The organism is Streptomyces sp. DH-12, assembly GCF_002899455.1.
Lineage (GTDB): Bacteria > Actinomycetota > Actinomycetes > Streptomycetales > Streptomycetaceae > Streptomyces.
Map to the genome: position 1 here is coordinate 353,650 of NZ_PPFB01000001.1, position 13,561 is coordinate 367,210.

The following is a 13,561-nucleotide window of genomic DNA, read 5'->3' on the forward strand; positions in this document are numbered from 1 at the left end:
CATGGGCTGAGCTCGGCTCTGTCGGGGATCTTGGAGTTTTCCGGTGCGTCGCGGTGGCCGCATGAGTACCGCCGTTCCGCCCTGGCCCACCTCGGCGAGCAGGGCACCTCGCTGCTGATGCTCATGGCGAAGCCGGGCACAAGAAAGCCGGAGAACGTCCGCCGCTGCTTCAAGCCGTCTCCGGAGGCGGTCGCCGAGCTCACCAGCCTGCTTGCTCCGGGCAACGGCAGACGCTGAAAAGGGGCCAGGGACGGGGATGACCTCTGTCGGTCAGGAGACCGAGGCGCTCTATTCGGAAGAGGCCATGGTCTGTTGCTTCGCGCCTGCGGACGGCGTGCCCTTGAGCAGGCCGGCGCCAATGATCAGGGCGGTCAGCGTGAATCCGGCGGCGGCCAGGAAGGCCACGTGGTATCCGCCGACCAGCGGCTTCGCCTCCGTCTCCCCCTCGGCGACAAGGCTGTTCGTGCGCGCGTCGACGAAGGCGCTCAGCACGGTCAGGCCGATTGAACTCGCAGGCTGCGGTATTGGTGTGAGTCCGTGATGTGGTCCTCGTTCTGGCAGGCGGAGTGATCGTCGTCGGGTGATCGTCCGTCACCGCTGGACCTCGCGGTTCGCCAGAACGAGCAGGGCTCGTAGCAGCGTGGTGGCGTAATGTGTGCTCATGCGAACTTCGGCCAGAATGCGCCAGGTCTTCAGGTTCGCGAAGCCGTGCTCGACGGCGGCGCGTTCGCGGCTGATCAGCCGGTTCGCCTCCTTCTCGGCGTGGGTGAGGCGGTGGGAGCGGGTCACCTGCGGCCGGTGATGATGACCGGAGCGTCGTCGGGGTCGTCGTCGAGGCCGACGGGGCGTCGAGCGCGGTCAAGTGCGCGCTCCTGTGCAGCGATTGCCCGGTAAGCGTCGCGTCCGCCGTTGTTGTTGACTTCACGGCTGATCGTCGACACCGCCCGCTCCCAGTCCTCCTCGGCGGGACGGGCCGCCGGCGTCCGTTCAGCGCGTTCGTGCAGGCTCCATCCGCTCCGCGCTGTGCAGCCGACGGTGCGGGCGGTACGGCTGTGCGAAACGCCGGCCAGGAGGCGCACCACCGGCTCCCCCACCGCACCGGCTCCCCCACCGCGAAGTGACTGATCGACGGCAACGGCAACAGATCATCACTCATGGGCGGACCGTAGGCGACGCCACTGGCATCGGGGCGTGGGGTCGGGGCCGGTCGTGGGCCCGCCCCTGCCGGAGGCCGCGCGTCGTCCGGCGCGGGCTGGGCGGACACCGTACGGCGCCGGCCGCGGTGGTCACCGGGCTCGCCGGCGCTCCGTCCACACGGGCCGCTCACACGACGCGGACGACGACAACGGCCTCCGCCGCTCCCTCGCTCCCGCCCCGCCCGCGGTGAGCAGCGCGCTGTGCCCGTGGTGCGGCTGCTCGGTCCGGCGTGCGGAGTGCGTCCGGCAGGGGAGGCCGCGGGTGTTCACCCGAGACCAGAGGGGGCCCGGTGGCTGGAGAGGCCGGGCGCCGGACGGCGTCGTGAAAGCGCTTTCGACCGACGGTGCAGAACCGGTCACCGGCCCTGGGTGCCGCAAGGGGCAATCCGCCCATAGGGGTTCGGCCTCAGGGAAGCCGCCGGGAGCATTCCCGCCGTAACGCGCGCGGGACGGCGCGGCCTCCCTCCTGTCCCGGCGCCGACGACAGGCGGAGGGCGCGGCATGGGCCCGGCCTCCCCCGCCCCATCACACGACATACCGGAATACTCCACTTGATCTTCATGAATCGGCCATGATTTCCGGCGACCCGGCGCGGCCGCACCGCCTGCCCGGGGCCGACGACGACCTGAGCAGCCGCGCCGCCGTGCGGAGCCGGCGGCGCCGGAGAGTCCGGTGCGCCGCGATGAATGGCGCGTTGTCCACCGGCCGCCGCACCGCCGGGACCTTGCCGGAATCCGGGACGACCGACGGGCCATCACCCAATGGCCCGTCAGGTATCCGTCGTCTCACCCTGCGGACGGGATCCCGCAAGAGCCCCTTCCTCGCCAACCGGCTTGCGCACCCGGGGGCTCCCGCCGAAGCGTCCGAAAGCGGCGCTTGTTGGCAGAGACATATCACGGCGAAGGTTCAACCACCGATGCGGCACCTCCAGGACGCCCGCACTGTCCGCGGGACTGCCGCAGACATGAACCAAGGGTCCGGATGTCCAACGGGCCCACGCCCCCTCACCGGAGGACAAGTGAAGGTCAAGACGTTCCTGTCGTCGGGCGCCTCTCGAAGAGCCCGTGCCGCCACCGTCGTCGCCGCCCTGGCGACCGTGTCCGCGCTCGTGACCCCCACCGCCATGGCGTCGGCGTCCGCGGACGCGAAGCCCACCGCGGCCCAGCTCGCCCGGGTCGGCGACGCGGTGCTCACCGCCGACGTCGGCGGCACGGCCTGGTACACCGACAAGGCGTCGGGCAAGGTCGTCGTCACCGCCGACAGCACGGTCTCGGCGGCGGAAATCAACAAGATCAGGAAGGCGGCCGGCGCGCAGTCCGGGGCGCTGCAGATCAATCGCACCCCGGGCAAGTTCAGCCGTCTGATCGCTGGCGGGGAGGCCATCACCTCCTCCGGCGCCCGCTGCTCTCTCGGCTTCAACGTCCGCAACTCCGCGGGCACGAACTTCGCGCTCACCGCCGGACACTGCACCAGCGGCCGGTCCAGCTGGAGCATCGGCACCGCGGTGCCAGGCCAGACCGTCTTCCCGACCTACGACCACGGGGTCATCCAGCACTCCAACCCCGCCGCATCCGACGGCCGCGTGTACCTGTACAACGGCACGTACCGCGACATCGTCAACGCCGGCAGCCCGACCGTCGGGACGCGCATCGAGCGCTCCGGCAGCACCACGGGTTACCGCACCGGCACCGTCACCGGCCTGAACGCCACCGTCAACTACGGCAACGGCCAGCTGGTCTACAACACGATCCAGACCAACGCCTGCGCCCAGCCCGGCGACAGCGGTGGCCCGCTCTTCGCCGGCAACACCGCCTACGGCCTGCTCTCCGGCGGCAGCGGCAACTGCACCACCGGCGGCACCACGTTCTACGAGCCGGTCACCCGGCCGCTGAGCCTGTACGGCCTCAGCGTCTTCTAGCCCCGCAGCAGTACCGCGTCACAGGCAGGCCCCGGAGGCCGCCGGCCGTCGCCGACGGCCTCCGGTCCGTGCGGGGGTGTCACGTTGTCGGGTGCCTAACTGCCTGACGGCGCGTCGGGGCAGGTGGGCTCGGGGGCCGGGCCTGTGGTCAGGCCGTGGCGGGCCGGTCGGCAGCGCCGGTGATCTGGTCCCAGATCGCGAAGCGGATGCTCATCCCGGCTCGGTGGGCGGCAGCGGCCGTCAGGGCGCTGTCACGTCGGCTGAGCGGGTGAAATGACTTTCGGGGTGATCGTGGTGGCGGAGGTCGTCCGTGGAGGTCACGTCGCCGTCGTACAAGGAGCACCGGTACCCGGCCGAGGTGGTCTCCCACTGCGTGTGGCTGTACTTCCCCTTCCCGTTGTCCTACCGCGAGGTCGAGGAACTGATCCTCGAGCGCGGCGTGATCGTCCCGTACGAGACGGACACGCCGCTGGTGTCGGAAGTTCGGGCAGGCCTACGCGAACGGGCTTCGCCGCAGGCGTCCCCGGCCCGGCGGCAAACGGCATCCCGACGAAGTCCTCATCAAGGTCAACGGTGAGCAGAAGTATCTGTGGCGGGCTGTGGACCGGGACGGCAGCGTCCTCGACGTCCTCGTGCAGAACCGCCGCGACGAGGCCACGGCCAGACGGTTCCTCCGCAGGCTGATGACGAGGCCCCGGGCAGTGTTGAGGGGGATCGTCACCGACGAGTTCCGCTCCTGCAGCGCCGCCCACCGCGAGGTCATGGCCTCGGTCGAGCACCGCTCGCACAAGGGACTGAACAACCGGGTCGAGAACAGCCACCAGCCGACGAGGCAATGCGAACGGGTCATGAAGGGCTTCCGCTCCGTGGGCGGGGCGCAGAGGTTCCTGTCCGCGTTCAGCGGCATCCCACCCCACTTCCGGCCCCGCCACACCTCAACACGCCACCGGACGCCCACACACCCAACAACGTGACAACGCCCAGAGCTGGACACGTCGACGGCGGACGGGAAGACAAGCACACGAAGCCTCTGGTGGAGACGGAGTTCTTGGTCGAAAACCCATCCACCAGGGGCTTCACCTGCTTGTCAGGCCAACCGGCCTGCTCCGCCACCAGGTTGGAAAAGGCTCCGTGCGGGACGGCGGTGTGCCCGCCGAGTTGACGGTATCCGCCATTCCTGCACTCAACTCCGTTTGCGTCATTGACTTTTCACTCAGCAGTCGTACCTTTGGGAGCGCTCCCATCACAGTCTCGTATCTGGAAGGAGTTCCCCCCACATGCGCAAACAAAGTCCGTCAACCGGGCGTGCGCGGTCCCTCCGCCGGCCCCTTCAGGCGCTCGTCATGGTGTTCGCCGTCGTCATCGGCGCACTGGCCTGGTCGACCCCTGCCCAGGCGCACGGCACCATCGTCAACCCCGCCACCCGCGCGTACCAGTGCTGGAAGACGTGGGGCAGCAACCACACCAGCCCGGCCATGCAGACCGAAGACCCCATGTGTTACCAGGCGTTCCAGGCCAACCCCGACACCATGTGGAACTGGATGAGCGCCCTCCGCGACGGCCTCGGTGGCCAGTTCCAGGCGCGGACGCCCGACGGGACGCTCTGCAGCAACAACCTCTCGAGGAACAACAGCCTGAACAGGCCCGGGCCGTGGAAGACGACCAACGTCAGCAACAACTTCACGATCCAGCTGCACGACCAGGCGTCCCACGGGGCGGACTACTTCCGGGTCTACGTGAGCAAGCAGGGCTTCAACCCCAAGACCCAGACCCTGGGCTGGGGCAACCTCGACTTCATCACGCAGACCGGCCGCTTCGCCCCTGCACAGGACATCAGGTTCAACGTCAACACCTCCGGCTACACCGGACACCACATCCTGTTCGTGATCTGGCAGGCCTCGCACCTGGACCAGGCCTACATGTGGTGCAGCGACGTGAACTTCGGCTAAGCCGAGAAGCGTTGCACACGGCACCCGTCCCTGCCGGGCTCCGGTGATCCACCGCCCGGCCGTGCCGACCTGGCTCCGTCGGAGCAGGGGAACCCATGTGGCCACCCTGCCCCGGCGGGGCTCCCCACGTTCCTGCTCTTCCGGGTGCCTGCCCGCCTTCTCCCCAGGACTGTCGGCACGGCTCGCCCTGTCCACTCGGCCGGAGGTCTGCGGTTGCGGCCCCTGACCGCGTCAGCAGCCCTGCGTCCTGCATCCGCCGCAGGGACTTGGAGACGGTGGAGTGGTCGAGGCGACTCGCTCCAGCAGCTCCGCCTGCGTCAGACCGTCGTGGTCGAACAGCTGCATCAGCTGCAGCTCCTGCCCCGGGTGGAGATTCATCACGCGCAGCATGGCGACGGCGTGGCCGCGGTGGGTGCGTGCGAGCTGGAAGACGGCGTAGCTCAATGGCCCCTCGCCGCATCCGGCAGCTCCGGTGAGGTGGTGTCTGGCACTGCTGCTCCCTCGGACCACTTGACTGCGGTACCGGATCAGTCGACCGCGAGGACGGTCTTGCCTCGGTTGTGGCCCGCGTCGCTGACCTGCTGGGCCATGGCCGCTTCGGGGAGCGGGCAGGTGGCGCTGATCGTGGTCCTCAGGGTGCCGTCGGCAGCTTCCCGGGCCAGTTCGGCGAGGCGGGCGGCGGAGCGGCGCTGGGGCCCTCGGCGAGGACGATGCCGAGTCCGGCCGCACGGAAACCGGCGGCGAGCGCGAGGTCCGGGCCACCGCCCATGAGATTCAGCAGGGGGATCATGCCCCCTCCGACCCGGGCGTCGACCTCGATGGTCAGTGTCTCGCCGGACCACAGCGGGTCCCCCGGGTCCTCCGTGAACTCGACGGCCCCCACCAGGTCGGCGGGAGATCCCCGGCGGCGGTCCCTCCTGCCGACCTCCGCGAGGACCCGCCCGTCGGCGTCCTGACATCCTGGTCCTGCCGGGCTACGCCTCTCGCTCGACGACGAAGATGCAGAACGGGTGGCCTTGGGGGTCCCGGTAGACACGGAAGCGCTCCTCGTCATCGGGATCCGGCCGGTCCCTGTTGCTGAGGAGACGGCCGCCGAGGGCGAGCACGCGCTCGTGCTGGTCCAGCAACTCCTCCAGCGAGGCGACACTCAAGTCGAGGTGCATCTGCTGAGGCACCGGGCCGTCGGGCCAGTCCGGCTCCCGCAGGCGCCCCACCTGCTGGAAGGCGAGCTGCCGTCCGCCGCCGGGATCGCGCAGGACGAGCCAGTCCCTGCCGTGCTCGTCCGGCACGCCGGGCGGAGGCGGCTCGTCTCCTTCCGCGTATTCGAGGCCCAGCAGGGACCGATAGAACTCGGCGAGTGTGCGGGCATCGGTGCTGTCGAGCACGGTCTGCACCAGCCGGATACGGCTTGTGTCGTCGGTCATGGCCCCCATGTGCCCGGCCCGGCCGCCCTCGAACGACTCGGCCGGGTGACGCCTGCCGCCGAACGACGCACACGCGTGCGCGCCAGCGCCGCCCGGAACGAACCGAGTACGGCTGTGCGTTCCGTTCCTCGGCGGTACATCTCCAGCGGACTTCCGCGGACCGTCGGCCGGCATACGGGCGGTCAGCCGCCGGACCTGCTCCTCCACTGGCTGCTCGGGAGTGACGAACGACTCGTACCGGTACGACTCCGTACGCTCGCCGTGCTCCCGCACCTGATGGACGTGGACATCCGCGCCGGGAGGGCCGGTGATCCCCTCAGGGAGACCGGGCTCCTCGCGTCGCGGCGAGACACTCGTCAGAACGCAGCCCCGGCGCTCGAACCAGCCGCTGTCCGCAAGCGCCTGCTCGAGAAGCCGAGCCACGGTGTCCACCGGTTCTTCCCCGCTGCGGTCCGCGGACGCCCTCGCGAGCTCGGCCTCGTACTGGGGCACCGTCGAACCGGACGTCCGGCGGCACGGCTGTGGGGTCGCCGGCGTTTCCCCAGGACCCCCACATCACCTGATCGCCTTCACGACGGATGGTCGCGTACAGGGCGCCGCAACAGCCGGCCGTGCAAGCGGGCTCGGTGATCATGATCCTGCGGGGCTCCTCCGCAGCCGCCAACGGCCGGCTCTCGGCCGGGCCCCTCCGGCATCGGCAGCCGCGCGCGAGCCCTTCGCAGGCCGCAGGCGTGGCGCGCGGTGACCTCGACCGGGCCGGCCTGTTCGCGCTGGTGGCCATGCCGGCCTGGCTCGGCGACCGACCCTCGAGGGCGGCGGCTGAGGGAGGACTCGCCCGGCTGCGTGCCGTTCAGGTCACCGGACCCCCTGTGAGCGGTGCGGGATCGTAGGCGGCCTCCACGGTGAGGTCGCGCAGCCGCGAAACGGCGGTGAGCAGGTCCCCGTGGCTGGTGAAGAGGGCGTTGACGCCGAAGCGGAGCAGGTCGGGCGCGCGCATGTCGGCCACGACACCGCGCCCGGCCAGGGCGACGGCCAGTCCGTGGGCGTGGGGGTGGCGCAGGGTGACCTGACTGCCGCGGCGGCCGGGGTCGGACGGGGTGACGGAGGTGAAGCCCAGGGGTGCCAGGAGTGCGTCCGCGCAGCGCAGGAGGAAGCCCGTCAGGGACAGGCTCTTGGCACGCACCTGGTGCAGGCCGACGCCGTCGAAGGCGGTGAGGGCCGCTTCGAGGGCGAGCAGGGACAGGATCGGCGGGGTGCCGATGCGGGCGCGGGCGATGCCGGGCGCGGGCGTGTAGTCCCGCGCCAGGGCGAACGGGTCGGCGTGGCCGGTCCAGCCGGGCAGCGGCGTCTCCAGCGCGGCGTGGTGGCGCTGTGCCACGTAGAGGAAGGCGGGGGCGCCCGGGCCGCCGGAGAGGAACTTGTAGCCGCAGCCGACCGCCAGGTCCACGCCGAGGGCGTCGACCTCCAGGGGCAGGGCGCCGGCGGCGTGGCACAGGTCCCACAGCGCGAGGGCGCCGGCGTCGTGGGCGGCCCGGGTCAGCGCCCGCATGTCGTACAGCTCCCCGGTGCGGAAGTCGACGGGCGAGTAGCTGACGACGGCGACCCGGGGGCCCTCGGTGGCGAGGAAGTGCGGGAGGTCCGACGGCGGCACGTGCCGTACCTGAAGGCCGCGGCGGCGGGCGACCGCGTCGGCGAGGTAGCGGTCGGTGGGAAAGTGCCCGGGGTCGGTCACCAGCAGCGGGCGGTCCGGGCGGAGCGCGGCGGCGGCGTCGAGCGCGGTGAACAACTGCACGCTGGTGGAGTCGCCCGCGACCGTCTGCCCCGGCGCGGCCCCGATGAGCGTGCCGATGGCGTCGCCGACGCGCAGCGGCGCCTGCCACCAGCCGGCCGCGTTCCAGGAGCCGATGAGTCCGGTGCCCCACTGGCGTCGTACGACGTCGTCCAGGGCCGCCGGCACGGCGGCGGGCAGCGGGCCCAGGGAGTTGCCGTCGAGGTAGACGACGTCCGGCGGGAGCAGGAAGCGTTCGCGGACGGGGGCCAGGGGGTCGTCGGCGTCGAGCCGTGCTGCCTGCTCGCGCAGGGCGGCGGCTGCGGAGAGCGCGGTGGTCATCGGTGTGCGGCCTCCTCGCCCGCGCGGCCGGCGTCCGCCGGGGTGAAGGCGGCCGCCATGTCCCGGAGGGTGTCGGCGACCGCGTGGGCGCCGGGTGCTCCGGGTTCGATGAGGGTGTAGTGGCCGGTGCCGGGCAGGACGACCGTCCTGAGGTCCCGGTGCACGGCCGCGTAGTCGCTGAACTGGGTGAGCGGGACCTCCTCGTCGGCGGCGCCGTGCAGCAGCACGGTGGGGACACCGGTGGCGCCGGCGTCGCGCAGCAGGGTGAGGGGGTCGACCTCGGCCAGCCGTTCGGTGAAGTATTCCTCGCCGCCGAGGAGTTGCAGGGCGGCGTCGTTGCTGAGGCGGTCGCGGCGGGTGGCGGTGAGGTCGGTGATCGGTGCGAGGGCGAGCACGCTCGTCGGCAGGGTGCGGGTGTGCCAGCGGGAGCCGGGCGGCAGCAGGCCGCGGGCGGCGCACCACAGGGCCAGGTGCCCGCCGGAGCAGTGGCCGGCCAGGACGTGGGGCCGCCCCTCGGGCAGCGTGTCCACGATGCGGGCGACGTCGTCGAAGGTCTCGGGATAGCCGCCCGCGCCGCCGGACCGGCGGAAGCCCGGGAGCAGCACGCTGAAGCCCTGCGCGGAGAGCCAGGCCGCGAACGGGGTCAGGTGCATCCGGTCGTAGCGCCAGTAGCCGCCGTGCAGCAGGATCACCAGCGGGGCGTGGGGGTCCTCGGACGGCCAGGCGTCGTAGGACTGGTGGGGGTGGTCCCCGTAGCGGCCGTGCACCGGTGCCAGGACCGGCTTCAGGCTCAGGACCCGCTGCTCCTCCTCGGCCGCGAAGGCGGAGATCGTCCTAGACGTCACCGCGCACCTCCCACAGTTCGGGGAAGACCGGCCGGGCCGCCCGCTGCTCCAGCCAGGCCAGCCCGGCCGATCCGGCGCTGCCCGGCTTGGCTCCCATGGCCCGGCGGACCACCAGGACGTGGTCGGACCGCCAGCGGGTGACGAGTTCGGCGATGTCGGTGAGCAGTTCGCCGAGTGCGAGGTGGGGGTGGTGCTGCGGCCCGGTGTAGACGTGCCGCCAGGTCTCCGCCACGCCGGGGTCGCTGTCGTAGGGGCTGGTCACGTCCCGTTCGCGGACGTGGCGCGGGACGGGCAGGCCCTGACGGTGGAGGTAGGCCAGCACCTCGTCGTACAGGGACGGTTCGCGGTAGGTCTCGGCGAGCGCCTCGTGGACGGCCGGGTCTCCGCGGTGGGCGCGCAGCAGCCCGGCGGACTTGTCACCGAGGAGGAACTCCATGTGCCGGTACATCGCCGACTGGAAGCCCGACGCCCGGCCGAACGCGGCCCGGAAGCCGTTGAACTGGGCCGGCGTCAGGGCGGCGATGGGCGCCCAGGCGCCGCCCAGGGCGGTCAGCGCGCGCCGGCTGCGCACCAGCGCGTCCATGGCGGCGGGCAGGTCGTCCTTGGCGAGGGCGACCTTCGCCGTGCGCCACTCGTGCACGATGAGGGTGAACCACAGTTCCATCACCTGGGTGGTGACGAGGAAGCCCATCTCGTCCGGGGCCTCGGTGAGCGGGTGCTGCAGCGTGTTGAGGACGGACGCGTGCACGTACGTGTCGTAGGGGCTGGCGCCCTCGAAGGGGCGGGTCAGGGTGTCGTCCGTGGCCGGCCCGTCGAGGGTGGTCGTGCGGTCGTTCATCACATCTCCTGGAGGTGCGGACGGGTCACACACCGAGGTGGGCGCCGCCGGAGGCGTCGATCCACTGGCCGGTCACCCAGCGGGCGTCGTCGCTCGCCACGAAGGAGACGACGTCCGCGATGTCCACCGGGTCGCCGAGCCGGCCGAACGTGGAGGCCTCGGAGTAGCGGCGGCGGATCTCCGGGACGGCGAGGGTGGGGTTGATCTCCGTCTCGGTGTAGCCGGGCGCGACGGCGTTGACGGTGATGCCCCGGGGGCCGAGATCCTGGGCCAGGGAGAGGGTGAGGTAGTCCAGGGCGGCCTTGGTCATGGTGTAGGAGACGATCGGCGGGAAGGCGATACGGGTCGCGACGGACGAAATGTTGATGATCCTGCCGCCGTCCCGGAGGCGGTCCAGTCCGCGCTGGATGATGAAGAACGGCGCCTTGGTGTTGACGGCGAAGACGCGGTCGTAGTCGGCTTCGGTCACCTGGGCGATGGGGCGGGGGACGGTGATGCCCGCGTTGTTGACGAGGATGTCCAGGCCGGCCGGGGCGTCCTGTTCCGCCAGGGCCTCGTCGAAGGCGGCCCACAGGGTGTCGGCGTCGCCGGGGACGCCGAGTTCGGCGTGTACGGGGAAGGCGCGGCCGCCGTCGGCCTGGATCTCCTTGACGGTCCGCTCGGCGGCCGTCAGGTCGTGGCCGTAGTGGACCGCCACGAGGGCGCCCTCGCGGGCGAGGCGGTGGCTGATGGCTCGGCCGATGCCGCGGCTGCCTCCGGTGACCAGGGCGGTCTTTCCCGCGTGGCGGTCGGTGGCGGTCATCGTGGGTCTCCTTCGCTGAGGGTGGCGTGGCGGGCGGGATCAGGCGTCGAAGTCGAGGACGAGCTCGGGGGTGCGGGGCCTCGCGCGGCAGACGAGTGTGTAACCGGCGGCGCGGTCCCGCTCGTCCAGGGCGTGCTCACGGTCCGCCGTCACCTGCCCGGACAGGACCTTCGCGCGGCAACTGCCGCAGACGCCCTCACGGCAGGCGTACGGCACGTCGGGGTGGCTGCGCAGCAGTGCGTCGAGCAGGGCCGGGTCGTCCGGCAGCACGGTGGCGGCCCGGCGGCGCCCGTCGAGCAGGGCGGTGACCCGGTACTCCCCCGCCCCGGGTGCCCGTCCGGCCGGCTCCGGCGGCGTCGGCTGCGTGCCGTCGGCCGTGAACAGCTCCCAGCGGACGAGCGACGGGTCGGCTCCCGAGTCGGCCAGGACGCGCCGTGCGGTGGCGACGAGACCGGGCGGTCCGCACAGGGCGAACGTGGTGTCCGGGCCCGGGCGGGCGTCCACGGCCGCCAGCAGCCGGCGCACCCCGGACGCGTCCAGCCGCCGGGCGAGCGGCCCGCTCCCCCGCTCCTCCCGGGTCAGCACGTACAGGACGGTGAGGCGGTCCACGAACTCGTCCTTGACCTCGGCCAGTTCGTCGGCCAGCAGGGCGTCGGCGGACGTGCGGACCGAGTGCACGAGGCTGACCCGGCAGGCCGGGTCCCGGCGCAGGGCATGGGCGGCCATCGGGGCCAGGGGGGTGATGCCGGTGCCGCCCGCGAGGAGGACGTGGTGGGCGCCCGGCACCTCCGGCAGGGCGAAGGCGCCGGTGGGCGGCGAGAGTTCCAGCCGCTCGCCCGGTGCGAGCCGGGTGGTGGCGTGGTCGCCGAAGCCGCCGGGGCCGGACCGCTTGATCACCAGGCGGAGCGCCCCGGGTGTGTGCGGTGGCGGGCAGATCGAGTAGGTGCGGCGCAGTTCGGCACCGCCCCGGCGGTGACGGACGACGACGTGCTGGCCGGGGTGGTGGGCGAAGACGTCGCGCAGCGCGGCGGGCACGTGGAGGGTGACGGCCACCGTGTCGGAGGTCAGGTGCCGGACCTCCGTGACGTCGAGTGTGTGCCGGCCGGTGCGGCGGCGCGGACCGGCCGGCACATGGTCGCGCAGGGCGGGCGGGGTGGTGTTCACGGTGGGCCTCACAGCGCGGTCAGGTGGGGGAAGGGCTCGCGGCACGCCGTGCACCACAGCACCGACTGACAGCGGGACGGCCCGAAGACGCTGTGCGGCCGGGTGGCCGTCGAGCCGCAGTGCGGGCAGGGCACCGCGCCCAGTGCGACGGGGACCGGACCGCCGGGAGCCGGGGACACGGGTGGGGCGATGCCGTGCGCGGCGAGTGCGCGGCGCCCTTCGGGGGTGATGCGGTCCGTCGTCCAGGCGGGCGTGAGGACGTGCCGGACGCGGCCGTCGGGGTGACCGCAGGCGGTCAGGACCTCCCGCACCGCCGCGGTGATCTCGGGCAGCGCGGGGCAGCCCAGGTAGGTGGGAGTGATCTCCACCTCCAGGACGCCGTCGTCGCCGGGAGCGACGGAGTGCACCACGCCGAGGTCGCCGAGGCCGATCACCGGCAGCTCCGGGTCCGGCAGCGCGGCCACCCGCTCGCGCACCTCCCCGGCGGAGAGGGGGGCCGTGGCCGGTGCGGGCCCGCTCACCAGGTGCCTCCGGGGAACTGCCGCCGCACGGACTGCAGTTCCGCGATCAGCGGGCCGAACTCCTCGGTGTGCAGGCCCGAGCGGCCGCCGGTGGCCGACCAGCTGGGAGCGGGCACGGCGAGTCCCGCCCCGGTGACGACCTCGGTGACCCGGGCGAGCCAGGTGTCGTGCAGCGCTGCCGGTGAGGGCACGGTGCCGGACGCGGCCAGGCGGCGCAGCACGTCGTCCTCCTCGAAGAGTTCGCCGGTGTAGGGCCACACCCGCTCCAGGGCCCGCTGCATGCGGCGGGTGCTCTCCGGCGTGCCGCGTCCCAGCGTCGCCGTCCAGCGGTCGGCGTGCAGCCGGTGGAAGGCGACCTCCTTGGCGGCCCGGACGCCGAACGCGGCGAGGCCGGGGTCGGCGCAGTGCGCCAGGGCCTCGTAGTGGAGGACGGCGTAGTGGGTGTAGGCGAGTTGCCGGGCCACGGTCACGGCGAAGTCCCCGTTGGGGAGTTCGGTCAGCAGGGCGTTGGTGAACTCGCGTTCCGAGCGGGTGTAGGCGAGGTCGTCCTCGCTGCGGCCGGTCCCGTCGAGGCGGCCGGCGCGGGAGAGGAGTGTGCGGGCGTGGCCGATGAGGTCGAGGGCGATGTTGGACAGGGCCAGGTCCTCGTCGATGGTCGGCGCGCGGGTGATCCACTGGCACAGCCGCTGGCCGAGGACGAGGGCGTCGTCGCCGAGGCGCGTCAGGTGCCGGGCCAGGTCGGGATCGGCGGCGGACGGCGGCTCACCCGGCGGGGAGCCGGGACGCACCGCCGT

General features: G+C 72.4%; 16 protein-coding genes and 2 pseudogenes. 4 read left to right on the forward strand and 14 right to left on the reverse strand.

All coding sequences use genetic code 11. The features are described 5' to 3' along the window. The first annotated feature begins 30 nt into the window (after window positions 1-30). A complete protein-coding gene (locus C1708_RS00865) occupies window positions 31-237 on the forward strand; it encodes a hypothetical protein (RefSeq protein WP_198602364.1) in 207 nt (68 codons plus the stop codon). 51 nt (window positions 238-288) lie between these two features. Here C1708_RS00865 and C1708_RS00870 read toward each other — a convergent pair whose 3' ends face one another. From C1708_RS00870 to C1708_RS34255, 3 genes are all read right to left on the reverse strand, one after another. Then, window positions 289-492: a hypothetical protein gene (locus C1708_RS00870; RefSeq protein WP_198602365.1), complete on the reverse strand. Its 204-nt coding sequence runs from the start codon at window positions 490-492 to the stop codon at window positions 289-291. A gap of 99 nt (window positions 493-591) precedes the next feature. Further along, on the reverse strand, window positions 592-789 hold the full coding sequence (locus tag C1708_RS00875; RefSeq protein WP_198602366.1) for a transposase family protein: 198 nt from the start codon (window positions 787-789) through the stop codon (window positions 592-594). Further along, window positions 786-1,094, reverse strand: a complete 309-nt coding sequence (locus tag C1708_RS34255; RefSeq protein WP_198602367.1) for a hypothetical protein — start codon at window positions 1,092-1,094, stop codon at window positions 786-788. The genes C1708_RS00875 and C1708_RS34255 overlap by 4 nt, the downstream gene beginning before the upstream one ends. Window positions 1,095-2,214: 1,120 nt before the next feature. On the opposite strand from C1708_RS34255, the gene C1708_RS00880 reads away from it, so the two are divergent. From C1708_RS00880 to C1708_RS00895, 3 genes and pseudogenes are all read left to right on the forward strand, one after another. Beyond that, entirely contained in the window at window positions 2,215-3,114 is a 900-nt protein-coding gene (locus tag C1708_RS00880) for a S1 family peptidase (protein WP_106410823.1), read from the forward strand. 310 nt (window positions 3,115-3,424) lie between these two features. Continuing rightward, window positions 3,425-4,088, forward strand: a pseudogene (locus C1708_RS00890) (IS6 family transposase). A gap of 303 nt (window positions 4,089-4,391) precedes the next feature. Then, the gene (locus C1708_RS00895; protein ID WP_502696043.1) at window positions 4,392-5,063 is read left to right on the forward strand and encodes a lytic polysaccharide monooxygenase auxiliary activity family 9 protein; all 672 of its coding nucleotides are present in this window, start codon (window positions 4,392-4,394) and stop codon (window positions 5,061-5,063) included. 217 nt (window positions 5,064-5,280) lie between these two features. Here the strand turns inward: C1708_RS00895 and C1708_RS00900 are convergent. The 11 genes and pseudogenes from C1708_RS00900 to paaC all read right to left on the reverse strand — a co-directional run. Next, window positions 5,281-5,554: pseudogene (locus tag C1708_RS00900) on the reverse strand (MarR family winged helix-turn-helix transcriptional regulator); the annotation flags it as partial. Window positions 5,555-5,590: 36 nt separating this feature from the next. Beyond that, entirely contained in the window at window positions 5,591-5,725 is a 135-nt protein-coding gene (locus C1708_RS36025) for a zinc-binding dehydrogenase (protein WP_391664152.1), read from the reverse strand. Next, window positions 5,695-5,946 carry a hypothetical protein gene (locus C1708_RS36030; RefSeq protein ID WP_403473473.1) on the reverse strand — a complete coding sequence of 84 codons (252 nt, stop codon included), beginning with the start codon at window positions 5,944-5,946 and terminating at the stop codon, window positions 5,695-5,697. The genes C1708_RS36025 and C1708_RS36030 overlap by 31 nt, the downstream gene beginning before the upstream one ends. Window positions 5,947-6,037: 91 nt before the next feature. Beyond that, on the reverse strand, window positions 6,038-6,487 hold the full coding sequence (locus C1708_RS00910; protein ID WP_106416084.1) for a VOC family protein: 450 nt from the start codon (window positions 6,485-6,487) through the stop codon (window positions 6,038-6,040). Window positions 6,488-7,337: 850 nt separating this feature from the next. After that, window positions 7,338-8,597 carry a kynureninase gene (locus C1708_RS00920; RefSeq protein ID WP_106410826.1) on the reverse strand — a complete coding sequence of 420 codons (1,260 nt, stop codon included), beginning with the start codon at window positions 8,595-8,597 and terminating at the stop codon, window positions 7,338-7,340. Continuing rightward, entirely contained in the window at window positions 8,594-9,442 is an 849-nt protein-coding gene (locus C1708_RS00925) for an alpha/beta hydrolase family protein (protein WP_106410827.1), read from the reverse strand. The genes C1708_RS00920 and C1708_RS00925 overlap by 4 nt, the downstream gene beginning before the upstream one ends. Continuing rightward, a complete protein-coding gene (locus C1708_RS00930; RefSeq protein ID WP_106410828.1) occupies window positions 9,432-10,280 on the reverse strand; it encodes a tryptophan 2,3-dioxygenase in 849 nt (282 codons plus the stop codon). The genes C1708_RS00925 and C1708_RS00930 overlap by 11 nt, the downstream gene beginning before the upstream one ends. Window positions 10,281-10,305: 25 nt before the next feature. Beyond that, window positions 10,306-11,082, reverse strand: a complete 777-nt coding sequence (locus tag C1708_RS00935) for an SDR family oxidoreductase (protein WP_106410829.1) — start codon at window positions 11,080-11,082, stop codon at window positions 10,306-10,308. A 39-nt stretch (window positions 11,083-11,121) separates the two neighbouring features. Further along, window positions 11,122-12,246 carry a 2Fe-2S iron-sulfur cluster-binding protein gene (locus C1708_RS00940; RefSeq protein ID WP_241911130.1) on the reverse strand — a complete coding sequence of 375 codons (1,125 nt, stop codon included), beginning with the start codon at window positions 12,244-12,246 and terminating at the stop codon, window positions 11,122-11,124. Window positions 12,247-12,254: 8 nt separating this feature from the next. Beyond that, window positions 12,255-12,767 carry a 1,2-phenylacetyl-CoA epoxidase subunit PaaD gene (paaD, locus tag C1708_RS00945; protein WP_198602368.1) on the reverse strand — a complete coding sequence of 171 codons (513 nt, stop codon included), beginning with the start codon at window positions 12,765-12,767 and terminating at the stop codon, window positions 12,255-12,257. Next, window positions 12,764-13,555, reverse strand: coding sequence for a 1,2-phenylacetyl-CoA epoxidase subunit PaaC (paaC, locus tag C1708_RS00950; protein ID WP_106416085.1), 792 nt, complete (start codon window positions 13,553-13,555; stop codon window positions 12,764-12,766). Before paaC ends, paaD begins: the two co-directional genes overlap by 4 nt. Window positions 13,556-13,561 lie beyond the last annotated feature (6 nt).

Excerpts from the sequence above, each read along its gene's own strand:
- C1708_RS00895 (WP_502696043.1), top strand. The coding sequence starts at position 4,392 with ATGCGCAAACAAAGTCCGTCAACCGGGCGTGCGCGGTCCCTCCGCCGG.
- C1708_RS00910 (WP_106416084.1), bottom strand. The coding sequence starts at position 6,487 with ATGACCGACGACACAAGCCGTATCCGGCTGGTGCAGACCGTGCTCGAC.
- C1708_RS00920 (WP_106410826.1), bottom strand. The coding sequence starts at position 8,597 with ATGACCACCGCGCTCTCCGCAGCCGCCGCCCTGCGCGAGCAGGCAGCA.
- C1708_RS00930 (WP_106410828.1), bottom strand. The coding sequence starts at position 10,280 with ATGAACGACCGCACGACCACCCTCGACGGGCCGGCCACGGACGACACC.
- C1708_RS00935 (WP_106410829.1), bottom strand. The coding sequence starts at position 11,082 with ATGACCGCCACCGACCGCCACGCGGGAAAGACCGCCCTGGTCACCGGA.